At 67.5% G+C, this 21,869-nt stretch carries 19 protein-coding genes and 1 other RNA gene; 13 read left to right on the top strand and 7 right to left on the bottom strand.

Going from position 1 to position 21,869, the window contains the following annotated elements; translation table 11 throughout:
- Positions 1 to 101: 101 nt before the first annotated feature.
- The 4 genes from ACGFNP_RS57885 to ACGFNP_RS57900 are packed head-to-tail and all read right to left on the bottom strand — an operon-like array spanning position 102 to position 4,514.
- On the bottom strand, positions 102 to 1,577 hold the full coding sequence (locus ACGFNP_RS57885) for a ferredoxin (protein ID WP_358335864.1): 1,476 nt from the start codon (positions 1,575 to 1,577) through the stop codon (positions 102 to 104).
- Between the two features lie 55 nt (positions 1,578 to 1,632).
- Positions 1,633 to 2,412, bottom strand: coding sequence for a hypothetical protein (locus ACGFNP_RS57890; protein WP_358335867.1), 780 nt, complete (start codon positions 2,410 to 2,412; stop codon positions 1,633 to 1,635).
- Positions 2,413 to 2,466: 54 nt separating this feature from the next.
- Entirely contained in the window at positions 2,467 to 3,873 is a 1,407-nt protein-coding gene (locus tag ACGFNP_RS57895; protein WP_393333253.1) for a DUF1996 domain-containing protein, read from the bottom strand.
- Entirely contained in the window at positions 3,873 to 4,514 is a 642-nt protein-coding gene (locus ACGFNP_RS57900; protein ID WP_358335872.1) for a DUF4142 domain-containing protein, read from the bottom strand. The genes ACGFNP_RS57895 and ACGFNP_RS57900 overlap by 1 nt, the downstream gene beginning before the upstream one ends.
- Before the next feature lie 109 nt (positions 4,515 to 4,623).
- On the opposite strand from ACGFNP_RS57900, the gene ACGFNP_RS57905 reads away from it, so the two are divergent.
- The 4 genes from ACGFNP_RS57905 to ACGFNP_RS57920 all read left to right on the top strand — a co-directional run bounded on the left by ACGFNP_RS57905 (position 4,624) and on the right by ACGFNP_RS57920 (position 11,174).
- Positions 4,624 to 5,178 carry a sigma-70 family RNA polymerase sigma factor gene (locus ACGFNP_RS57905; protein ID WP_358335875.1) on the top strand — a complete coding sequence of 185 codons (555 nt, stop codon included), beginning with the start codon at positions 4,624 to 4,626 and terminating at the stop codon, positions 5,176 to 5,178.
- Entirely contained in the window at positions 5,178 to 5,375 is a 198-nt protein-coding gene (locus tag ACGFNP_RS57910; protein WP_358335878.1) for a zf-HC2 domain-containing protein, read from the top strand. Before ACGFNP_RS57905 ends, ACGFNP_RS57910 begins: the two co-directional genes overlap by 1 nt.
- Before the next feature lie 85 nt (positions 5,376 to 5,460).
- Positions 5,461 to 6,264 (top strand): tryptophan 2,3-dioxygenase, encoded by an 804-nt coding sequence (locus ACGFNP_RS57915; RefSeq protein ID WP_393333258.1) that lies wholly within the window; start codon positions 5,461 to 5,463, stop codon positions 6,262 to 6,264.
- Between the two features lie 38 nt (positions 6,265 to 6,302).
- Positions 6,303 to 11,174 carry an NAD-glutamate dehydrogenase gene (locus ACGFNP_RS57920; protein WP_393333261.1) on the top strand — a complete coding sequence of 1,624 codons (4,872 nt, stop codon included), beginning with the start codon at positions 6,303 to 6,305 and terminating at the stop codon, positions 11,172 to 11,174.
- A 332-nt stretch (positions 11,175 to 11,506) separates the two neighbouring features.
- On the opposite strand, the gene ACGFNP_RS57925 is transcribed toward ACGFNP_RS57920, so the two are convergent.
- Positions 11,507 to 12,331, bottom strand: coding sequence for an SDR family oxidoreductase (locus tag ACGFNP_RS57925; RefSeq protein WP_393333264.1), 825 nt, complete (start codon positions 12,329 to 12,331; stop codon positions 11,507 to 11,509).
- A 98-nt stretch (positions 12,332 to 12,429) separates the two neighbouring features.
- Here ACGFNP_RS57925 and ACGFNP_RS57930 point away from each other — a divergent pair, with 98 nt between their 5' ends.
- A complete protein-coding gene (locus ACGFNP_RS57930; RefSeq protein ID WP_393333267.1) occupies positions 12,430 to 13,233 on the top strand; it encodes a helix-turn-helix transcriptional regulator in 804 nt (267 codons plus the stop codon).
- Between the two features lie 298 nt (positions 13,234 to 13,531).
- Here the strand turns inward: ACGFNP_RS57930 and ACGFNP_RS57935 are convergent, their stop codons facing one another.
- A complete protein-coding gene (locus ACGFNP_RS57935; RefSeq protein WP_393333269.1) occupies positions 13,532 to 14,548 on the bottom strand; it encodes a hypothetical protein in 1,017 nt (338 codons plus the stop codon).
- Between the two features lie 47 nt (positions 14,549 to 14,595).
- Between ACGFNP_RS57935 and prfB the strand changes: the two genes are divergently transcribed.
- Positions 14,596 to 15,711 (top strand): peptide chain release factor 2, encoded by a 1,116-nt coding sequence (prfB, locus tag ACGFNP_RS57940; protein WP_358335896.1) that lies wholly within the window; start codon positions 14,596 to 14,598, stop codon positions 15,709 to 15,711.
- Here prfB and ACGFNP_RS57945 read toward each other — a convergent pair.
- Positions 15,697 to 15,888: a hypothetical protein gene (locus tag ACGFNP_RS57945; protein ID WP_358335899.1), complete on the bottom strand. Its 192-nt coding sequence runs from the start codon at positions 15,886 to 15,888 to the stop codon at positions 15,697 to 15,699. The two genes, prfB and ACGFNP_RS57945, sit on opposite strands and share 15 nt — an antisense overlap.
- A 203-nt stretch (positions 15,889 to 16,091) precedes the next feature.
- Between ACGFNP_RS57945 and ftsE the strand changes: the two genes are divergently transcribed.
- The 7 genes from ftsE (at position 16,092) to ACGFNP_RS57980 (ending at position 21,746) form a co-directional block, all read left to right on the top strand.
- Positions 16,092 to 16,781 carry a cell division ATP-binding protein FtsE gene (ftsE, locus tag ACGFNP_RS57950; protein ID WP_049564761.1) on the top strand — a complete coding sequence of 230 codons (690 nt, stop codon included), beginning with the start codon at positions 16,092 to 16,094 and terminating at the stop codon, positions 16,779 to 16,781.
- A gap of 20 nt (positions 16,782 to 16,801) precedes the next feature.
- Positions 16,802 to 17,707: a permease-like cell division protein FtsX gene (gene ftsX / locus ACGFNP_RS57955; RefSeq protein WP_358335903.1), complete on the top strand. Its 906-nt coding sequence runs from the start codon at positions 16,802 to 16,804 to the stop codon at positions 17,705 to 17,707.
- A gap of 23 nt (positions 17,708 to 17,730) precedes the next feature.
- On the top strand, positions 17,731 to 18,198 hold the full coding sequence (smpB, locus tag ACGFNP_RS57960; protein ID WP_358335906.1) for an SsrA-binding protein SmpB: 468 nt from the start codon (positions 17,731 to 17,733) through the stop codon (positions 18,196 to 18,198).
- Positions 18,195 to 20,072, top strand: coding sequence for a penicillin-binding transpeptidase domain-containing protein (locus ACGFNP_RS57965; RefSeq protein WP_393333275.1), 1,878 nt, complete (start codon positions 18,195 to 18,197; stop codon positions 20,070 to 20,072). Before smpB ends, ACGFNP_RS57965 begins: the two co-directional genes overlap by 4 nt.
- Before the next feature lie 281 nt (positions 20,073 to 20,353).
- Positions 20,354 to 20,737, top strand: a transfer-messenger RNA (tmRNA) gene (gene ssrA / locus ACGFNP_RS57970).
- A 296-nt stretch (positions 20,738 to 21,033) separates the two neighbouring features.
- A complete protein-coding gene (locus ACGFNP_RS57975; RefSeq protein WP_358335912.1) occupies positions 21,034 to 21,321 on the top strand; it encodes a hypothetical protein in 288 nt (95 codons plus the stop codon).
- Positions 21,318 to 21,746, top strand: coding sequence for a type II toxin-antitoxin system VapC family toxin (locus ACGFNP_RS57980; RefSeq protein ID WP_358335915.1), 429 nt, complete (start codon positions 21,318 to 21,320; stop codon positions 21,744 to 21,746). Before ACGFNP_RS57975 ends, ACGFNP_RS57980 begins: the two co-directional genes overlap by 4 nt.
- Positions 21,747 to 21,869 lie beyond the last annotated feature (123 nt).

Raw genomic sequence — 21,869 nt, forward strand, 5'->3', positions numbered from 1 at the left:
TCGCCCTGCCCCCCGGCGGTCCTCGCTTCCCCACCCATCCCCCCCCCGGGGGCGCCCCCCCCCCCCCCCCCGCCGCCCCCCCCCCCCCCCGCACCGGGGGATCAACCCGTCCGTACGGCTACGGACTCGTTGAGGCGCAGGGCCAGCGCGGGACACATGTCCACGGCTCGGCGAGCGTCTTTCGCCATCCAGCCCGGCACGGTCTTGAAGGAGGGGAAGCCGTATTCGTCCAGCTCCACGAATTCCGGCAGGAGATGCGCGCACAGGCCGTGGCCCTGGCAACGCGTCCAGTCCACCTCCACGCGGTACTCGGGCTGGTCCTCGTTCTCCGGGAGGGGCAGTACGCCGCGGCACGGCCGGCCGCACGAGCCGTACTCGAGGTGGAGCGCGATGTCGCTCTCGAAGGCGTCCAGGGAGGACAGGACGAACCTGGCCGTGCCGTCGGGGTGGAAGCAGGCGCCTCTGCGCTCGACGGCTCGTACGGTGCGTCGCACCGCGTCCGTGGACCCGGTGCCCTCGGCCAGCGCGAGCAGCGCCCGAGCCACGTCGGGCAGCCCGAGGCGGCACGGGCCGCACTGGCCCGACGACTGGGCGGCGAGGTAGGCCGCCACCCGGGTCGTCTCGCCGAGCGGGCAGGTCGAGTCGCCGAGCGGCACCACGATCCCGGCGCCCAGCTCGCCGCCCTTCGCCTTCATGCCCTCGCGCGAGATGACCGCTGTGAGGGCGTTCTCGTAGCTCATCCAGGCGCCGTGGTAGCCGCCCATGAGCACGCCGTCGCCGATCTCCGCCTCGCACATGTCGAGGACGTCGATCAGCGGGGTGCCCGTGGGCGCCTCCACGACGGCGGGGTTGGAGGCGCCGCCGCTCACGCTGAGCAGCACGGTGCCGGGCTCCTTGGCGGTGCCGTACTCGGCGTAGCCCTCGGGGCCGTACTCGGCGAGCAGAGCGAGCTGGGCGAACGTCTCCGTGTTCGACAGGAGCGTCGGCAGGCCGTCCACGCCGCTCTCGGCGGCGCGCTTCTTACGGCCGTTGGGGATGGCCTCCCCGCCGTTCACACCGCGCACCAGGGCGCCGCCCTCGCCCGAGATGAAGCGCTCCTCAAGGGCGACCACCCGGATCCGCACGTGGCTCTCCGAGCCGCCCGCCACGTTGGCGGCGCGCCGCTCGGCCACGGCGGCGGAGACCGACGCCTCGGCCACCTCGCCGCCGGACCCGATCGCCACGACGACCTCACGCGCGTGCAGGGCCTCAGCGGCGAGGACCGCGCCGTCGAGCACGAGGTGGGGGTTGCGGATGAGCATCATGGTGTCCTTGAAGCTGGCCGGCTCGCCCTCCGAGCCGTTCACCAGCACGACACTCTCGCGTGCCCCGGCGGCGTCGGCGACCGCGCGCATCTTGCGGCCGACCGGAAAGGCCGCTCCGCCCCTGCCGCGCATGTCGACCTCGTTCACCTGGGCGATCAGGGTCTCGATGTCACGCAACACCGGCTCGCCATGAAGCGTCCGGTGCGCGGGGAGATCGATTCGCCTCGTGTGCTCCAGCCCGGCGGTCAGGCGGGCCGGGCCCACGCGTAACACGCGTGGGACTCTTTGCGGGATCACTCTGGCGCCTCCTGGGCATTCCTGTGCGGTCTCATCCCGCCTCCCGGTACTTCCTACGCGCTGCGTCGAGGCTCACTGGCGCGTTGACGTCCACCGGCCGTGCGACCGGCGACCTGTCGACCTCCGGCGTCTTCACCCATTCCGGCTGGAGGGCCGGTCTGAGAATCGTGGCCACCACCCGGACGAGCAGTGCCCCGCCGACGGCTGCCAGGCAGGCGATGTACGACCACGCCACCCAAGGCGCCGGCGTACGGCCCGCGGTCAGACCATGCATGATGGCCACGGGCCAGGACAGGTACGCGGTGGCGTGCAGCGTCCGCCATATCCATGGCCTGGACGTCACCGCGAACCGTCCTCGCATCATCCCCGACACAACGATGATCACCATCATGTCGAAGGCTACTGCGCCGAATCCCACATAGATACCGGCAATTGGGACCACTGTTGCGGCCAGCGGGGCATGGCCCAGACTGACCATAAGGGTGATGTGCGTGACCAGGTAGGCCATCCCGATCGCCGCTGTGGCCCGATGTGCCAGTTGTGCCCTGACCCTGTTCGACGGGGACAGGAAGACGCGTTCGGTGGTGAGCAGACCGAGCCCGACCGTCGCGCTCAGCAGCACCAGGGCGAACACGCCCGCGTAGAACTCGAGGAAAGCCACCCCTTGCCCGAGCCATGAGACCCCGCTGTCGGTCATGGTCAGGGCGAACCCTGCCAGGACCAACGCGGCGATCCCAGCGCTCACTCCGAGCCGGACGTACCTGGAGTCCAGCTTGCTCGGAGCGTGCCGGGGCAGTCTTTTGTGGAGCATCGATTCCCTCCATGGTCGTCGATTGAGGGTGCGACTCGGGAGGGCCGACCTACGTCAGCAACGACGCCCGCGGTTGATGCAGTTGACCACGAACGCCATGAGCTGATTCGACATCACGTTGGCGAAGTCGGCGTGATCGGTCACCGGGTTGTGCTTCTGCTCAGGGAACGAGTCCACGGCGAAGGACGGCCCCTGTGGAACCGAGTACGTCAGGGTCATGCGCAGCTGTGGGATGGCCTTGGTTCCCTGTGCACAGGCGCCACCCTGTCCCGGGAACACCACGTGGGTACGGTGGTTGGCGCTGTCGGTGTTCTGGCCGTCCCAGCAGCTTGGGAAGTCTAGGATACGGACGACTTGGCTGCCGCGTGGGCAGAGCGGATATTTGTTATTTGTGATGCGGTTCTGGAAGCCGGTACACGTCCACGCCGCGCGTGCGTTGGCGCCGCCGTTCGTGGCCGCCTTGGCGTCACCCATGATGAGCCGGAGGAACCTCGGCATCGCGGTCACCTTGGACGTCGCGTTGCCGCGGAACTGGAGGGTGACCTGGTTGGCCCGCAGGACCTGGCCGACGTTGCCGTCCGCGTCCTGGCTGTTGGCGTCCGACTTCCGGTCGCGGAGCACCGGCCAGAAGTAGGCCGACTTGTCGCCGAACCGGCAGGTGGTGCCGCCCGCCGCGAGGCTCTGGTCCGTCGAGAACCCGTTCGTCGTCAGGTTGCCCACGTAGTCGTGCAGGTGGTGCGCGCCGTTGCTCACGCCCGGTGCGACGATGAAGTTGTCCGGGTTGTTGTGCTTATTGCCGTTCGTCCCACAGGCTGAGACGAACGTGCCCCTGGAGCCGTTCCTGCCGATCTGGAAGTTGTCGAGCTGGCCGCGGCCGACCTGGCGGATGTCGACGAAGTCCTCGGGGAACGGGCCGAGGTCGGCGCATTCCTCTTCCTGACCCGTCCCGGTGGCCGAGGGGGTGGGCGACGCGGACTTGGTGGGCTGGTTGTTGTTGTTGTTTCCGTTGCCCCTGCGCCGGAACTGCTGCGGCTGGTCCGTGGCGGTAGCGGTGTCCTGCGCGTCGGGGGCGGTGGTGTCCTGCGCGTTGTCCTGCCCGTTGTTGTCCTGCTGCCCGTTGTCCTGCTGCCCGTCGGGCGCCGGGGTCGGCGCGGCCAAGAGGGCACCGCCGCCCTGCTGCTGCTGGCCCTGGTCCTGCTGCTGGCCCTGATCCTGCTGTTGCTGCTGGCCTTGGTCCTGTTGCTGACCCTGGTCCTGCTGCTGCTGGTCCTGGTTGTCCGGGGCCTGCTGCTGCCGCTGTTGTTGCTGAGTCGGCGATTGAGACTGCTGGGCCTGCTCGTTGGCCGGATCGCAATGGTCCGCAATAGCGGGACCGACGCCGATCACGGCCGCGGACACCAGGCCGCCGGCCATTACGGCCAGAGCGGACACGGCTGCGGCCGCGCGTCTGGATCTCCTCATTATTGTCTCCTCGTTTCGACCGCCGTTGCGACGGATGGAACAGGTGAGGGCGTCGGGGGCTCGGGGAGCTCGCCGAAGTCCACCAAGCCGGTGCCTTCGAGCAGGGTCATGTGCTTCAGCACCACGGTGTTCGCCGTGTTGGCGAACTTCCGGATCTCCTCGTTGCGGGTCCCCGCCCGCACCGCTGCCACGACGGCGAAGACCTTGCCGTGCGCGGCTCGCAACAGGTTGGCGAAGTCCTTGTCGAAGGCGGGACCCTTCTCCGTGGACAGCTGGGCCATCCAGCTCTGCTGATCGGCGTTGGCCGTGTCAGGGATGGGCACGCCGAGTTTCGCGGCGAGCGCGCGAGTCGCCGCGTCCAGCTTGGTGTGATCTTCGACCAGGTGCCTCCCGGTCTCCTTCACGCTCTCGGACTCGGCGCGGGTCTGGGCCCATTGGCCAACGGGAATCTCCCAGAGGCCTGCCTGACGTACCTTTACCAGGAAGTCGCGATCCGCCGGCCCGATAGGACCGGCGGCCGACTGCGTGTACTGGGTGGCTCCCGCCGAGGTTCCTGAAGGCAGGACCAGCAGGATCGTGACCGTGGCAGCCACTGCGAAGCCGCCGAACATGAGCAGTTCGCCGCGCAAAAGCCTGTGCATGATCGGAGGTACGCGGGCCTTCGGGGACCGGTTCACCGATGAGTACGGAATAGTTAGAAATGACTGGAGTTATCGGAGTGGCTACCGCACTGATAACGAAGGTGTAAAGATGTGCCCCGTGCTAGGTCATCTCGCCGGCAGGTTAGAGAGTACGGATGCCGAAGCGGAAGAGCGCATTGCGGCGCTCTACCAGGAGTTCGGCGGCCCTCTGCTGCGCCACGTACGCAAGTCGACCGGGAACGATCTTCAATGGGCCGAAGACGTCGTTCAAGAGACGATCGTAAGAGCCTGGCGACACTCGGCAAGACTGCAATGGGAGCCCAGCCTCATCTGGGCATGGCTACTGACAGTAGCGCGCCGTATCGTGATCGACGGACGCCGGCGCAAGAGTGTTCGGCCACATGAGGTCGAGCCACCGGAAGTCGACATGCTGGCGGTGCCAGACGGCTCGGAGCGGGCGCTCTCGGCCATGGTGGTCAAGGACGCGCTGCAGAGCCTGTCCGACGAACACCGGGAAGTGATTGAGCAGACCTACCTTCGGGACCGTACGATAAGTGAAGCGGCGGAGATTCTGGGGATCCCGCCGGGCACGGTGAAGTCCAGGCTCTACTACGGGATCCGGGCTCTCCGTGTGCTTCTGCAGGACAAGGGGGTAGCCGGGTAATGCATGAAGGGGTGGCCGCCTACGTCCTCGGTGTCCTCGACGATGAGGAGATAGAGGAGTTCGAGCGCCACCTCGACACATGCGCACGGTGCCAGGCGGAGCTCCAGGACATGGCCGAGATTCCGGGCCGGCTCGACGAGCTGAGGGACCTGCCCGCCGCCTCCGAGGACGACCCGCCTATGTCGATGTCACGTTGACGTTCTTCCCCTTTTCGGGTGATATCGATACGGCGAGGCGCGTACGCCCGATCGATCAGATCGGGCGGCTTGGGGGAGGTGTTCGGTGGGCATCCATGGCGATGCGGCCGTCCCTCCTGACCGGAGATTCGGCGAGGAGGGCGGCCAGCTCTCCTATAGCGCCTATCTCCGCCTGCCCGAGCTGCTCGCTCAGCAGCAGCCTCAGTCCGAGGCTCCTGACGAGCTGCTGTTCATCACCATCCATCAGGTCTACGAGCTGTGGTTCAAACTGCTGCTGCACGAGCTGGAGGTCGGCAGGGACGCCATGTTCCATGGCGAGCTCTGGCAGGCCAGGCACGTGTTCAAGCGGGTCCACGCGGTGGAGCGGGTGCTGATCGAACAGGTAGAGGTCCTGGAGACGATGACGCCCCAGGACTTCCTGGAGTTCCGGGCCAAGCTGGCCCCGGCGAGCGGCTTCCAGTCCGTGCAGTTCCGCGAGCTGGAGTTCTTGTCGGGGCTGAAGGACGCCCGCTACCTCGGCCGGCTGAGAGACGCCAGCGACGCCGAACTCTCCAGGTTGCGCCGTCGGCTGGACGAGCCGTCGCTGTGGGATGCTTATCTCACCGCCCTTTCCCTGCGTGGCCTGCCGGTCTCCGACGACGAGATCATGGGCACGCTGCTGGCCGTGGCGAGGGACCGCGGGTCGCACGACGACCTGTGGCAACTGGCCGAAGACCTGATGACCCACGACGAGACCGCCGCCCAGTGGCGGACCCGTCACGTCCAGATGGTCGAACGGCAGATCGGCACCAAGTCCGGCACCGGCGGCTCGACGGGTGCCCCCTACCTGCGCGGTAGGACCCGCCTGCACTACTTCCCGCTGCTGTGGGAACTAAGGGCCTGGCTGTGACAAGCCATGGCGAACCCTCACAAAGGAGTGAGAGCGAAATGCCGCTCGACGAGGCCAAGGATGAGCTGCTCCAGCGAGCCGCGCAACGATGCGCGGTGAGCAGCGACCATGTGAGCCCCGAGGATGCGCTGTCCTTCTTGCGGATCTACTACCGGCACATCGCGCCGGAGGACCTGCTCGACCGTAGCCCCGTGGACGTGTACGGCCCGGCGATGTCGCAGAAGCAGCTGGCCGAGGTACGCCCCCAGGGCCGGGCCATGGTCCGCGTCTACACCCCGACCCTGGAGGAGAACGGGTGGGACCCGGGGCACTCCGTGGTCGAGGTGGTCACCGACGACATGTCGTTCCTGGTCGACTCGGTGGAGATGGAGCTCGCCAGGCATGACATCAACACCTATCTGGTCGTCCACCCGCAGATGCGAGTACGCCGTGACATGACCGGCAAGATGCTCGGCCGTGGCCAGGAGGACGTCACCGGCCAGATGCTGGTCGAGTCCTGGATGCACTTCGAGATCGACCGGCAGTCCGACCCCGAGGTGCTCAGGCAGCTGGAGGCCGATCTTCAGCGGGTCCTGTCCGACGTTCGGCAGGCGGTCGAGGACTTCAGGAAGATGCGGGGGGTCGCCGTACAGATGGCGGAGGACCTGACGCTCAACCCGCCGCCGCTGGAGCCCGCCGAGGTCGAGGACAGCCTCGACCTGCTGCGCTGGCTCGCGGACGGGCACTTCACCTTCCTCGGCTACCGCGAGTACCGCCTGGAGCACACCGACGAGGGCGACGCGCTGCGCGCGCTGCCCGGCGCGGCGCTGGGCATCCTGCGTGACGACAAGATCGGCTCGGAGAGCTTCTCCGTGCTCCCCGCCGAGGTACGGGCCAAGGCCCGCGAGAAGCAGCTGCTGATCATCACCAAGGCCAACTCCCGGGCGACCGTGCACCGCGCGGCCTACCTCGACTACATCGGGGTGAAGCTGTTCTCGCCGGAGGGCGAGGTGATCGGCGAGCGCCGCTTCCTCGGCCTGTTCACGCACGTGGCCTACAACGAGTCGATCTCCAGGATCCCGGTGCTCAGGCGCAAGCTCGCCGACGTGCTTGACCAGGCCGGGCTGGCCCCCGACAGCCACGACGGCAAGGACCTGATCGAGATCCTTGAGACGTTCCCGCGCGACGAGCTCTTCCAGACCTCGCTCGACCAGCTCCTGCCGATCGCGCTCGGCGTGCTGCGGCTGCGCGAGCGCAAGCAGGTCAAGCTGTTCCTGCGCCGCGACGACTACGGCCGCTACATCTCCTGCCTGATCTACCTGCCGCGCGACCGCTACACCACTCAGGTGCGCTACCGGATGCAGGAACTCCTGCTCAAGGCGCTGGGCGGCAAGACGCTCGACTACAGCGCGATGATCGGCGAGTCCGCCCTGGCGCGGCTGCACGTGGTCATCCGCGGCGAGCGCGGCAAGCAGCTACCGCCGCCGGCCGTCGACGTGGAGGAGCTGGAGGCGCGGCTGGCCGCGATCACCCGCTCGTGGGAGGACGACCTGGCCGCGGCGCTGTCGGAGCTGACCTCGGAGGAGGAGGCTCCCAGGCTGACCAGGCGCTACCAGGGCGCCTTCCCCGAGGGCTACAAGGCCGACTTCCCGCCGCAGATGGCCGTGGTGGACCTGCGCCGTCTGGAGCAGCTGGCCGGCTCCGACGAGAACGAGATCGGCCTCAACCTCTACGAGCCCTACGACGCCGGCGAGGGCGAGCGACGGCTGAAGATCTACAAGCTGGGCACGCCCATCTCGCTGTCGCGGGCGCTCCCGCTGATCCAGCGGCTCGGCGTCGAGGTCGTGGACGAGCGGCCGTACGAGATCGACAGGGACAACGACCCCGCCACCAGGAACGCCTGGATCTACGACTTCGGGCTGCGCTACACGCCGAACGACGAGGTCGACAGGAAGGACTTCAAGCGGCTCTTCCAGGACGGCCTCATCGCGCTGTGGAAGGGCGAGGTGCAGGCCGACAACTTCAACTCCCTCATCCTGCGCGCCGGGCTGACCTGGGAGCAGGTCGAGATCCTGCGCGTCTACGCCAAGTACCTGCGCCAGGCGGGCTCCGCCTTCTCCCAGCGCTACATGGAGCGCGTGCTGACGGGCAACGTGCGGCTGGCCCGGCTGCTGGTGCGTCTCTTCGAGGCGCGGCTCGACCCCCGGCGTGGCGACGACGTGCGGGCCGACCTGGCCGACGCGCTCCACGAGGAGATCCTGGGCGCGCTCGACGAGGTCGCCTCGCTGGACGAGGACCGGATCCTGCGGGCGTACCTGGAGATGATCCAGGCGACGCTGCGGACGAACTACTTCCAGACCGTGGACGGGCGGCGGAAGCCGTACATCTCGCTGAAGTTCGACCCGCAGGCGATCAGCGTGCTGCCGCTGCCGCGGCCGAAGTACGAGATCTTCGTGTACTCGGCCCGGGTCGAGGGTGTGCACCTGCGCTTCGGCAAGGTGGCCAGGGGCGGGCTGCGGTGGTCGGACCGGATGGAGGACTTCCGCACCGAGATCCTCGGCCTGGTCAAAGCCCAGATGGTGAAAAATACCGTTATTGTGCCGACTGGCTCCAAGGGCGGATTTGTCGTGAAACGTCCGCCTGTGGGCGGAGGGCGCGAAGAGCTGCTCGCCGAGGGCGTGGCGTGCTACCGGATGTTCATCTCCGGGCTGCTCGACATCACCGACAACCTGGTCGACGGCAAGGTCGTGCCCCCGCAGGACACGGTCAGGCACGACGGCGACGACACCTACCTGGTGGTCGCCGCCGACAAGGGCACCGCGACCTTCTCCGACATCGCGAACGGCGTGGCCAAGGAGTACGGCTTCTGGCTCGGCGACGCCTTCGCCTCCGGCGGCTCGATCGGCTACGACCACAAGGTGATGGGCATCACCGCGCGCGGCGCCTGGGAGTCGGTCAAGTACCACTTCCGCACGATCGGGACCGACGTGCAGACCACGGACTTCACCGTGGCCGGCATCGGCGACATGTCGGGCGACGTGTTCGGCAACGGCATGCTGCTGTCGCAGCACATCCGGCTGGTGGCCGCCTTCGACCACCGGCACATCTTCATCGACCCCAGCCCTGACACCGCCCGCAGTTTCGCCGAGCGGCAGCGGCTCTTCGCGCTGCCGCGCAGCTCCTGGGCGGACTACGACACCAAGCTCATCTCGGCGGGCGGCGGCGTCCATCCGCGCACGGCCAAGTCCATCCCGATCACGCCGCAGATCCGCGAGGCGCTCTCCATCCCCGCCGCGGTCACCTCGATGACGCCGAACGACCTGATCAGCGCGATCCTGCGGGCCCCCGTGGACCTGCTGTGGAACGGTGGCATCGGCACCTACGTCAAGGCGAGCACCGAGTCGAACGCCGACGTGGGCGACAAGGCCAACGACTCGCTCCGGGTCGACGCCGCCGAGCTACGCTGCAAGGTCATCGGCGAGGGCGGCAACCTGGGCTTCACCCAGCTCGCCCGCATCGAGTTCGCGCGCGGCGGCGGGCTGGTCAACACCGACTTCATCGACAACTCGGCCGGGGTCGACACCTCCGACCACGAGGTGAACATCAAGATCCTGCTCGACCAGGTCGTCCGCGACGGCGAGCTGACCGACAAGCAGCGCAACCAGGTCTTCACCTCGATGACCGACGAGGTTGCCGACCTGGTGCTCCGCGACAACTACGCCCAGAACGTGGTGCTGGCCGCGACCCGCGCCCAGTCCGTCGAGATGCTCCACATCCACTCCCGCTACCTGCGGCGCCTGGAGCGTGACGGGCTGGTCAACCGGGAGCTGGAGTTCCTGCCCTCGGACAAGACACTGGCCGAACGCCGCCAGGCCAAGCTGGGCCTGACGGCGCCCGAGTTCTCGGTGCTGCTGGCCTACACCAAGCTGGTGGCCGACGCCGAGCTGCTCGGCTCCGACCTGCCCGACGACCCGTACCTGGCCTCGTGGCTGGTGTCGTACTTCCCGTCGGCGCTGCGGGAACGCTTCCGGCCGTACATGGACGCCCACCCGCTGCGCCGCGAGATCATCACCACCTGCGTGGTGAACGAGCTGGTCAACTCGATGGGCACCACGTTCATGTTCCGCTTCAGCGAGGAGACCGGCGCCTCGACGCCTGACATCGTCCGCGCCTACCTCGTCGCCCGCGAGGTGTTCGACCTGTCCAGCTTCTACCGCGCGGTGGAGGCGCTGGACAACAAGGCCGACACGTCGATACAGATCGCGATGCTGCTGGAGGCCAGAAAGCTGGCCGAACGCGGCACGCGCTGGCTGCTCGGCAACCGCCGCCCGCCGCTCGACCTGGCCGGGTCGGTGAGCTTCTTCGTCAAGGGCGTCAACGGCCTGCTCGCCCACATCCCGAAGCTGCTCGCCGGGCCCGATCTGGCGGCCTTCGAGGAGCGCCGCGACTCGTTCGAGGCCCGCGGAGTGCCGACGGAGCTGGCCGAGCGGGTGGCGGCCATGGTGCCCGCCTATTCGACGTTCGACCTGGTGGAGATCTCCTCGCTCACGGGACGCCCGGTCAACGAGGTGGCGGAGGTGTACTTCGACCTCGCCGACCGCCTCCAGTTGGCCCGCCTCAGGGAGCGGGTGATCGCGCTGCCGCGCGACAACCGCTGGAACGCGATGGCACGGGCGGCGCTCAGGGACGACCTGTACGCGGCCCACGCCTCGCTGACGCGCGATGTGCTGGCCCACAGCACACCGGGACTGTCTCCGGAGGAGCGGCTGGCCCGCTGGACGGAGGCGAACTCGGCGGCGGTCCACCGATCCCGCCAGACACTCTCGGAAATCTGGGAAAGCGACAACTTCGACCTCGCCACGCTGTCCGTCGCTCTCCGCGCGATCCGCACCCTTGTTGCTTCCAGCAGCCTTCCCCACAGCGAGGCGTGACGTCGTTCCTTCCGGGCTGCCCGGGCTGGTCTTAGGTCACTTTTCGATCTTGTACGGCCAGCCCGGTGGGCCCCACCCGCCATACGTGGCTGGGGCCTGTCCAGGGGCACACTCCTCCGGTGGAGACGGCTGGGCACCGTGACGTGCGTCTTCTTGGCCCCGGCCGTGGTCCTGCCGAGCCCGTGACGCTCAGATGTCCCGCAGGCGTCGATGGAGGCGGCTGGGGGCATCCTTGGCCCCGGGCCGTGGCGTGCGGGTGCCGGTGGCGGTCGCTGAGCGTGACGGGCGTGGTCTTGGTCCCGGCCGTGGTTGGTCCCTGGTTCCTGGTTGGGTTAGTTCGTGCCTGTGAAGGCTTCCTTGTGGTCTTCTGTCCATTGGGCGAATGATCTGGGGTGTTTGCCGGTTAGCTTGGCAAAGGTGTTTGTTGTCGCTGCTGGAGTGTTTGTGGCGGCTACGGAGTGTTTAAGGAGCGATTCCACAATTTCTGGTGAGCCCCAGCGGGACAAGACTTGGCGGTGGGTTTCCAGGTCCTGTAGACGCCATTCGATCGGCCGGGCGATTGTCTGCGCGATTGTGTTCAGTTGGTCGCGCTGGGTGATGGAGTCGGGGCCGGTCAATTCGTAGACGGAGTTCTCATGGCCGTCTTCTGTCAGGGCCTTTAGTGCGATTTCTGCTATGTCGGCTTCGTGGATGGGGGCTGAGTGGGTGTCGGGGAACGGGTTGGTGACCCTGCCTTCGGCGCGGATCTCCGGTGCCCATTGGAGGGCGTTCGTGGCGAACGCGCCTGGGCGCAGGGCGGTCCAGGGGAGTCCCGAGGCGGTCACCGACTCTTCGGCCACGCCGTGCATGCGGGCGATCGCGTCCGTGGCCGTGGGGTCCGCCAGAGCGGCTGACAGGAGGACGACGTGGCGTACTCCGGCCTCGCGGGCCTGTGCCAGGAAGGCGTCCAGCCCTTGAGGGTCGGCGTAGAGGAACACCCGGTCGACACCGTCCAGCGCGAGTGCCGGATTGTCCGCCGCGACCACGTCCACACCTGTGGGCACCTGGGTGGCGGCGGGATCTTTGCCGGCGGCGCGGACCTGCTCGCCGGCCTCCAGGAGCTGCCGTATGAGGCTCTGGGCCACGTGTCCGCGGGCCCCGGTTACCAGAATCGTCATGCGGACATGCTGGTCCGGGGGCGTTCCGGGCGGGTAGGCACGGCCAGGGCTGGGACTCGCGGTACCAGGCCTGACCGGGCTGGGTCATCATGGTTGGGATGAACAGGGAGGAACTGGGCGGCTTTCTGCGTAGCCGGCGGGGCCGGATCCAGCCCGCCGAGGTGGGGCTGGCGCCCGGCCCGCGCCGGCAGACCCCCGGGCTGCGCCGCGAGGAGGTCGCGCTGCTGGCCGGCATCTCGGTCGACTACTACATCAGGCTGGAACAGGGCCGCGGCCCGCACCCGTCGGACCAGGTCCTCAACGCGCTCGGCCGGGCCCTGCGGTTGACGGGGGACGAGCACGACTACCTGCTCCGGCTGGCCGACCAGTCCCCGGTCCGCGCCGAGCCCGCACGCGAGGTGCCCGCCAACGTCCTGCGCCTGCTGGACCGGCTCACCGACGTCCCGGCCATGGTGATCAGCGCCGGTTACGACGTCCTCGCCTGGAACCGCATGCTGGTCGCCCTGATCGGCGACCTGTCGGAGGTGCCACCCTGGCAACGCAACACGTTGCGCTGGCTCTTCGGCAACCCGGCCCCGACGCCCGACAAGCTCCAGCTCGCCCGCCAGTGCGTGGCCGACCTCCGAGCCACCGGCCGCTACCCGACGGACGCGAACATCAGAGCCCTGGTCGACGAGCTGAGAGAGACCAGCCCCCTGTTCGCCGGCTTGTGGGCGGCCCGCGACATCGAAATCCAGCGAACACTGACGAAGCACATGACCCACCCCGTCGCCGGCCCGATGGAACTGGACTGCGACTTCCTCCCCATAGCCGGCGCGGACCAACGCCTGGTCCTCTACACAGCCGCCCCCGGCACGCCTTCCCACAAGGCCCTCCAGCGCCTGCGAGCCTCCGGCGCATAGGCGGGCTCGATAGACCACTGCGGGGATGAAGAGCAGCCGCCCAGCCACCCCTACCGGCGCCTGGGGGACACCTGGGCGTCATGTGCTGGGTGGCACACGGCGGGGGCGAAGGGTGGTCGCCCAGCACCGGCGCCGGGACACTCAGGCGGCCGCGGGCTCGGTAGACCACGGCCGGGGTCAAGAAGACGCACGTTACGGCGCTCAGCCGTCTCCACCGGAGAAGCGTGCCCCTGGACAGGCCCCAGCCACGTATGGCGGGTGGGGCCCACCGGGCTGGCCGTAAAGGAAAAAGGGGGTTTTACGGATCTCCGCCAACAGCTTTGGTGAGGGAGCCGATGTGGGCGATGATCGCAGCAGGGGTCGGGGTGCCGGAGGGAGGAACCAGGGTGGCGTACTGGTTGATCTCTGTGGTTTTCAGGAAGCGTCGCGCCTTGTCGTTGTGGTACAGCCAGCGGGCCGCCTCAGGCACCGGGACGAAGTCGGCCTTGTCCGTCTCCACCGTGGTCGTCGTCGTGCGCGTCATGGCGTACTGGATCAGCGCCCCGCCACCCACCATGCGCAGCGCGTAGACCGGGTAGTCGCCCGCGCTGAAGATCGAGTCGTAGCTGAAGCCGCCGATCTTCGCCCGCTCCCGATCGGTGGTGATCTGCTCCGCCACGTCCGTCGTGTAGGGGCCGCGTTCGAGCAGGCCGGCCGCCACGCCCGTCTCGCCCGCCTCCGCCACCGTGGCGTGCAGCGGGCCCATGAACTGCGGGCTGATCGTGACGCTCTTGTCGTCGGGCGCGAGCGCCGTCGCGTAGCCTTCCGCGTCGAGCTGGATGTGCGGCGGGTCCTGCCCCGGCAGCAGCTGCGTCGCCGAGCTGAGCCGCCAGTCGTCGGCCCTGGCGAACGTCAGCAGCGTCGGATGGCCGTTGCGCGTGGTCAGCACCGTGAACCAGGGCGCCCCCTCGTCCTGCTTGAACCGTGGCACGAACAGCGTCGGCGTGCCCCACGTGTAGCGGGGCGGGCGGTTGCTCGTCGACAGGAAATCGGCCGAGGTGAGCTGCGCCTCCGCGTCGCGGGTCAGCTCCATCGCCAGCCGCAGGTCGCCGCCGGCCCGCAGCAGGTCGTCGGTGGCGGTGAAGGTGGTGAAGACCTTGGCCGCCTCGACCGGCGTGATCAGCGGAGTGGTCGCCGAGGGCGACGGGGTCACGGGTGCGGACGTGGTCGCCGCCACCTGACTGGGCGTGGGCGGGGACGCGGCCGAGCAGCCGACCGCCGCGGCCAGCAGACCGGCGGCGAGCGCCAGCACCCTCCGCCGACCGAAACTACGCACGTGGCCATGTTATTCGGGCCTGCGAGGGTCGCGTACCCTTGGGAGGCGTGGCAGGTATCGATCCAGCAGAAGAGATCAACGAGCTCGCGGGCACCCTGCGGAGCATCCAGGACGTGCTCGACCTCGGCGCCATGCGCAAGCAGATCGCGGAGCTGGAGGACCAGGTCGCCGCGCCCGACCTGTGGGACGACCCCGAGCAGGCGCAGAAGGTCACCAGCAAGCTCTCGCACCTACAGGGCGAGCTCAACCGCGTCGAAGGGCTGGTCCGCCGCCTCGACGACCTGAGCGTCCTCTACGAGCTGGCCGCCGAGGAGAGCGACGAGGACACCAGGACCGAGGCCGACAAGGAGCTGGGCGCGCTCCGGTCCGACATCGGCGCGCTGGAGGTCCGCACCCTCCTGTCCGGCCCCTACGACGGGCGCGAGGCGCTGCTCACCATCAACTCGCAGGCCGGCGGCGTCGACGCCGCCGACTGGGCGGAGATGCTGCTGCGCATGTACCTCCGCTGGGCCGAGCGCAAGGGCTATCCGACCGAGGTCTACGACACCTCCTACGCGGAGGAGGCCGGCATCAAGTCGGCCACGTTCGTGATCAAGGCCCCCTACGCGTACGGCACGCTCCGTGGCGAGCACGGCACCCACCGTCTGGTCCGCATCAGCCCGTTCGACAACCAGGGCCGCCGTCAGACCTCGTTCGCCGGGGTCGACATCGTGCCGGTCGTCGAGCAGACCGACCACATCGACATCAACGAGGACGAGCTCCGCATCGACGTCTATCGCTCGTCGGGACCTGGCGGCCAGGGCGTCAACACGACCGACTCCGCGGTCCGCATCACCCACCTGCCGAGCGGCATCGTGGTCTCCTGCCAGAACGAGCGCTCGCAGCTCCAGAACCGCGCCTCGGCGATGAACGTGCTGCAGGCCAAGCTGCTGGAGCGCAAGCGGCAGGAGGAGGCGGAGCGCATGTCCGAGCTGCGGGGCGCCTCGACCACGTCGTGGGGCACCCAGATCCGCAACTACGTGCTGCACCCCTACCAGATCGTGAAGGATCTACGCACGGGCACGGAGGCGGGCAACCCGACCGCCGTTCTCGACGGCGACATCGATGAGTTCATCGAGTCCGAGATCCGCTGGATGCGCAGGCAGGAATCAGACCCCAGCTAGGTGCTTGAGCACCAGGGCCAGGAAGAGCAGCACGACCAGCAGAAAGACGATCAGGGCAGGTGACAGCCCGGCGAAGCCGTGGTTGTGCATCCGCTCGCGGTTGGCACGGCACAGGGGGCAGCGGCCCTCGATGACAGGGTGGGCGCACTGCGCGCATACGAGATGTTGGCAACTCATGTCAGCCCCAAGTCTAGCCGCACAATCGTTTTGTTTCCGTTATGGACGTTCCATGCCAGTCTTCCCCCTAGACTGTCCTCTGGCCAATCGGAACGTCGATCATCAGTAAAGAAAGACGTCCCCGATAGGCGTGTGGCGGGAAGTGGGCATGTGCCACCCTCGCTTCCGTCCTGACCCCTAGACTGGCATGCCGTGATGCTCTCGTGATCCATTTCGATAATGTCACCAAGGTCTACACGAACCAGAACCGGCCTGCTCTCGACCATGTCTCCGTTGACGTGGACAAGGGCGAGTTCGTGTTCCTCGTCGGTCCTTCGGGATCAGGCAAGTCCACGTTCCTGCGCCTGGTCTTGAAGGAGGAGCGGCCCAACTCCGGTGCGATCCACGTCGCCGGCAAGGATCTGGCCCGCCTGTCCAACTTCAAGGTGCCGCACCTGCGCCGCCGCATCGGCTGCGTGTTCCAGGACTTCAGGCTGCTCCCGAACAAGAACGTCTACGAGAACGTGGCGTTCGCGCTCGAGGTCATCGGTAAGCCACGGCGGTTCATCCGCAAGGTGGTGCCCGAGGTCATCGAGTTGGTCGGCCTGGAAGGTAAGGCCCACCGGATGCCCGACGAGCTGTCAGGCGGCGAGCAGCAGCGCGTCGCCATGGCCCGCGCCTTCGTCAACCGGCCCATGATCCTGCTGGCCGACGAGCCGACGGGCAACATCGACCCCGCGACGAGCATCGGCATCATGAAGGTGCTCGACCGGATCAACAGGACTGGCACTACGGTCGTCATGGCCACGCACGATGCGGCCATCGTCGACTCCATGCGCAAGCGCGTCGTGGAGCTGGAGGACGGCAAGATCGTCCGCGACCAGTCGCGTGGCGTTTACGGCCAGGCGTACTGACAGGGAGCGGTAGACAGAACATGCGGGCGAATTTCATCTTCTCCGAGGTCTGGATCGGCCTCCGTCGCAACCTCACGATGACGCTTGCGGTGGTCATCACCGTGGCCGTCGGCATGGCGATGCTGGGCGTCGGCCTGATGATCAACGCCCAGGTCACGATGATGAAGGACTTCTGGTACGACAAGGTCGAGGTATCGGTCTTCCTCTGCGGCAAGAACCCCACGATGCCCAACTGCAAGGGCAAGCAGATCAGCCCTCAGCAGACCAAGGATCTGAAGAGCGAGATCGACGGCCTGCCCGGGGTCGAGCAGGTTCTCTATGAGAGCCCGGACCAGGCCTACGCCAACTTCCAGAAGTCCTACGGTGCCAACAAGGCGCTCGTCGACGCGGCCAAGGTCGAGGACATGCCCGCGTCCTTCCGCGTCAAGCTGACGGATCCCAACAACTACCAACCGGTGATCCAGGCGCTCCAGGGCAAGGCCGGCGTGGCGCAGGTGACGAACCAGAAGGATCTGGTCGACAAGCTCTTCGGCCTGCTCGACAAGCTGAGATCCGCCGCGATGGCGGTGGCGATCGTCCTTGTCCTGGCGGCCGCGTTGCTGATCGGCAACACCGTGCGGCTGTCGGCGTTCAACCGCCGCCGGGAAACCGGCATCATGCGGCTGGTGGGGGCCTCCAACCTCTATATCCAGCTGCCCTTCGTCATGGAGGGCGTGATCGCCGGGCTGATCGGCGGGGTGTTCGCCGCGGTGATGCTGATCGTCGCCAAGGTCTTCCTGTTCGAGGAGATCGCGCGTTCTTTCGCCTTCGGCAGCCAGCTCGGCTGGAACGACGTGGCGTCGGTGATCACATTGACCATGGGCATCGGCGTGGTGATCTGTGTGCTGGCATCGTTCATCACACTCCGCCGTTACCTCAGGGTCTGACGGATCGCCGGTAAGGTCGGAGCATGCCACGTGAGACCGGGCGGAAGGTCGTCGCCCAGAACAAGCGTGCCCGGCACGATTACCACGTCGAGGACACCTTCGAGGCGGGGCTCGTGCTGCAGGGCACCGAGGTGAAGTCGTTGCGCGAGGGACGCGCGTCGCTCGCCGACGGTTTCGCCTCCATCGACAACGGCGAAGCGTGGTTGTTCAACGTCCACATCCCCGAATACACCCAGGGGACGTGGACGAACCACGCCGCCCGCCGCAAGCGCAAGCTCCTGCTCCACCGCAAGGAGATCGACAAGCTCGCCGCCAAGACCAAGGAGGGCGGGCTGACGATCGTGCCGCTGTCCCTCTACTTCAAGGACGGCAAGGCGAAGGTCGAGATCGGCATCGCCCGCGGCAAGAAGGACTGGGACAAACGGCAGACCCTGGCGGAGCAGCAGGCCAAGAGGGAGATGGCCCGGGCAGTGCGGCACCGCAACCGATGAATCGCGTACGCCGCGGCCTCGCCGCGACCGTCACTCTGGCCGTCGCGAGCATGTCGCTGACCGCCTGTTTCGAGGAGTCGTCCCCGCACGACGCCGTGCGGGACTTCCTGGTGGGCTGGCAGTCGGAGGACTACGACCTGGCCGCCGGCCGTACCGACGGTGATCGCGCGACCGTGCGCAAGGCGCTCTCCGACGCGAAGGTGGAGCTCGACGCGGCCTCGTTCCGGTTCAAGATCAAAAGCATCAGCCTGAACGGCGACCAGTCGCAGGCCGACTTCCACGCCGAGGTCGACCTGGGAGAGAACAACCCGCTCTGGGCGTACGACGGGATGCTGCCGCTGCGCCTGGTCGACGGCCGGTGGAAGGTGCACTGGTCGCCTTCGGTGCTGCACCCGCAGCTGAAGGAGGGCCAGCGGTTCGCCGTGTCCACCGATTCGAACCCCCGCCAGTCGGTCCTCGACCGCAACAACAAGCCGCTCCAGGGTCCCCAGTTCCTCTACGTGGTCGGCGTCACCCCGTCGACCCTTGGGGGCCAGGCGGAGGAGGTCGTCGAGCAGCTCTCGGAGATCACCGGGTTCGCCCAGGACCGGCTGCTGAGCCGCATCAGGTCGTCGCCGCCGAAGCAGTTCGTCCAGCTCGCCAACTTCGGCGCCGTGCGTTACCGCGCCCTGAAGGACAAGATCGAGCAGATCCCGCAGCTCAAAACCCACAAAGAGGAGCAGCCCGTCGCGCCTGACGACCCCAAGGACATCGTCGGCAAGGTGAGCGCGCTCACCCCGGAAGACGAGCAGAAGCTCGGCGGCCCGCAGCGGGCGGGCGACTCGTTCGGGCAGAGCGGCCTTCAGCGGGCCTATCAGAACAACCTCACCGGATCCACGCAGACCCGGGTGATCACCCTCGACCTCAAGACCGACAACGAGGTCGCACAGCTGAAAGAATGGCCCGGCCGGACAAACGTCCCTGTACGGACCACCATCGACAAAGCCAAGCAGAGCGCCGCCGACGCCGCCGTGGCCGCCACGGAGACCAGCGCGCTGGTGGCGGTCGACCGGTCGACGGGCGAGATCCTGGCGGTCGGCACCCAGGGCCTGAACCAGGAGAAGGACGCGCTCGCCGGCAGATTCCCGGCCGGCACGGCCTTCTCGATCGTGGCCGCCGACGCGCTGATCAAGGCCAGGATGAATACCAAGCAGCGGCTCGCCTGCCCGGCCGAGCGAACGGTGGGTGGCGCGCGGTTCGTGACGGCGAGCCAGGTCACCGGCGCGTCGCCGACGTTCCGGGACAACTTCGCCAAGGGCTGCGTCACCGCCCTGGCTTCGCTCGCTCGGCGCGTCGACGCCGCGGCCCTGGCCAAGAGCGCCGCGGCGTTCGGCATCGGCAAGGACTGGCGGCTGCCGCTCAAGTCGTTCAGCGGCTCGCTGCCCAAGTCGTTCAGCGGCCCACTTCCGACGGCCAGCGACGCCGACAAGGCCATGGCCATCGCGGGCCAGAACGTCGAGGTCAGCCCGCTCAGCATGGCTCTCGTCGCGGGGGCGATCGCCTCGGGCAGCTGGCACGCACCCGTGCTGGTGACCGAGCCGAAGTCGCCCGACCCCTCGGCGGAGGTGGTGTCGCTCGCCGCGCCGCAACCGGTCCCCGTCGACCCCAAGGTCCGCAGCGCGCTGACCGCCATGATGCTCGCCGGCGCCAAGAGCTCGCGCGCCCTGGCCGGCCACACCGGAGTGCACGGCGTGACGGCCGCGGGCGACTCGGAGAAGCACATGGGCTGGTTCGTGGGCTGGCAGGGCGAGGTGGCGATAGCCGTTCTCACCAAGAACTATGACCCCGCGGCGGTCGCGGGCGAGTTCTTCAGCGCCCTTCGCGACTCCCCGTGATTTTCCCCTCACCTTAGGCAACCGTTCGGGTGGCCGGCTGCGTCTTACTCAGTGACTGCCCTGCTCGGGGGGTTGCGGGTGCAGTCGCCGCGATGAGATCAGGACTTCATCTCGGGGGAAGTCCTGCCGTCCGGACCGGCTAGACCCTGCCGGTCGGCCCCCGGGAACGCCTACGCGTTTCCGGGGGCTTCGCGGTGCGGGAATCAAGTTGACGTCGCAGGTGTTGCAGGATGTAAGGTCGTCTTGCTCGGTCCTTCGGGACCGTGTTGACAACTGCACATGGGGGTGACTGGCTTCGACTTCGACTTTGCAAGTCAGGTGAAGCGGGCCGAGGACTGCGGACATAACCTCGTTAACACTGTGACCGCAAACAACAAGTGCCAATTCTAAGCGCACTGTGGTCGGCCAGGGTTCCCTGGCCCTCGCTGCCTAAGTAGCGAAACCACTGTCAGCCCGGGACTGCCTTCGGCCCGGGATCTGGCATCGTTAGAAGGCTCAACCGCTCGAACCGGCCACGGGGGAGAGCGGGAAATCAAACAGTGGCTGAGCCCGTCGGTGACACGCCTGCGTGATCGCCGGGGCTGAGAAAAGCACAGCAGGCTGCGCCCGGAGAAGCCCTGCCTTGGGGTTGAAGGACGCGGGTTCGATTCCCGCCACCTCCACAAGATCAAACCGTCTCTTACCTGCGGAAACATCGCAGGCAAGAGACGGTTTTTTGGTTGTGGGTGCACCATGGGTGCACAGGCATGCCGGAGCAGGACGTTAGCCCAGGTCAGCATCTACCTTCACGGAACCTCCTCACGACGAAGGGAACTGGTGGTTCCGTGTCAGCACGATCTCGACGCGCCGAAGGCATCGAGTCAGTTGAAGATCTCATTCCCGGGACATCGATCATGCTAGATCTCCGCCGAAAGAGCATGAAGCCGTGGTACACCGTGGCACGCCGGGGTGCAATTGAGACATGGAAGCTCCGAGGCCTCGTCCGACCGAGGTGAGCGTGCGCCAGTTCGTCAACGACTCCGGTAGTGTCACCCGCGGCCTGCGCGAGGGGAAGCGGTACATCTTGACGATCAACGGCGAGCCGCTCGCCGAGGTAAAGCCGATCAAGCGCCGCCGGTTCGTTCCTACGGCTGAGGCACAGGCCGTCTTCGCCACCGCCCCGGCTATTGACTGGGACGACGTACGGGCTGATCTGGATTCGATGATCGATGATGAGCTACGCGATCCGTTCGACGGGACCGGCCTGTGATCCGGCATGAGCGAGGCGTTCTCGACACGAATATCGTGGCCGCCTTCAAGCTCTTTGATCCCGCCGAACTGCCCGCAGAGTCGGCGATCACCGCCATCACGCTCGGCGAACTGTCGCGCGGCCCGTTCGCCACCGATGATCCGGTCAAGCGTGCGGGGAGGGTCGCAGCGCTCCAGTATACCGAAGCGGCATTCGGTGACCCCCTGCCGTACGACGCCGAGGCAGCCCGCATGTTCGGGCAGATCTGTGCCGTCGTGTACACGCAGGGCCGACAGCAACGAAGCCGGACCGCCGACTTGATGATCGCCGCGACAGCCGCCAGTAGCGAGCTGCCGTTGTTCACCGCGAACCCCAAGGACTTCGACGGCTTGGGGCAGCTCGTGAACGTAGTCGCCGTCACGCGACCTTTCGGCGCGACGGGTTAGTCTCATGGACGGCACGAAGTGATCGACACGGTCGCGTCCTCGGAGCGGTGTAAAAGGCTCAACGAGGTAGGTGCCGCGGGTTGATCTTAGGCGGCGGCCGTTTCGGGTGTCGAGTCGGACGCC

It is taken from the genome of Nonomuraea sp. NPDC049269, assembly GCF_043197155.1.
In the GTDB taxonomy this organism is placed as follows: domain Bacteria; phylum Actinomycetota; class Actinomycetes; order Streptosporangiales; family Streptosporangiaceae; genus Nonomuraea.

Bases quoted from the DNA above. Each gene is read 5' to 3' on its own strand.
- ACGFNP_RS57890 (WP_358335867.1), bottom strand. From the start codon at position 2,412: ATGCTCCACAAAAGACTGCCCCGGCACGCTCCGAGCAAGCTGGACTCC.
- ACGFNP_RS57895 (WP_393333253.1), bottom strand. From the start codon at position 3,873: ATGAGGAGATCCAGACGCGCGGCCGCAGCCGTGTCCGCTCTGGCCGTA.
- ACGFNP_RS57900 (WP_358335872.1), bottom strand. From the start codon at position 4,514: ATGCACAGGCTTTTGCGCGGCGAACTGCTCATGTTCGGCGGCTTCGCA.
- ACGFNP_RS57905 (WP_358335875.1), top strand. From the start codon at position 4,624: ATGTGCCCCGTGCTAGGTCATCTCGCCGGCAGGTTAGAGAGTACGGAT.
- ACGFNP_RS57910 (WP_358335878.1), top strand. From the start codon at position 5,178: ATGCATGAAGGGGTGGCCGCCTACGTCCTCGGTGTCCTCGACGATGAG.
- ACGFNP_RS57920 (WP_393333261.1), top strand. From the start codon at position 6,303: ATGCCGCTCGACGAGGCCAAGGATGAGCTGCTCCAGCGAGCCGCGCAA.
- ACGFNP_RS57925 (WP_393333264.1), bottom strand. From the start codon at position 12,331: ATGACGATTCTGGTAACCGGGGCCCGCGGACACGTGGCCCAGAGCCTC.
- ACGFNP_RS57930 (WP_393333267.1), top strand. From the start codon at position 12,430: ATGAACAGGGAGGAACTGGGCGGCTTTCTGCGTAGCCGGCGGGGCCGG.
- ACGFNP_RS57945 (WP_358335899.1), bottom strand. From the start codon at position 15,888: ATGAGTTGCCAACATCTCGTATGCGCGCAGTGCGCCCACCCTGTCATC.
- ftsX (WP_358335903.1), top strand. From the start codon at position 16,802: ATGCGGGCGAATTTCATCTTCTCCGAGGTCTGGATCGGCCTCCGTCGC.
- smpB (WP_358335906.1), top strand. From the start codon at position 17,731: ATGCCACGTGAGACCGGGCGGAAGGTCGTCGCCCAGAACAAGCGTGCC.
- ACGFNP_RS57965 (WP_393333275.1), top strand. From the start codon at position 18,195: ATGAATCGCGTACGCCGCGGCCTCGCCGCGACCGTCACTCTGGCCGTC.
- ACGFNP_RS57975 (WP_358335912.1), top strand. From the start codon at position 21,034: ATGGAAGCTCCGAGGCCTCGTCCGACCGAGGTGAGCGTGCGCCAGTTC.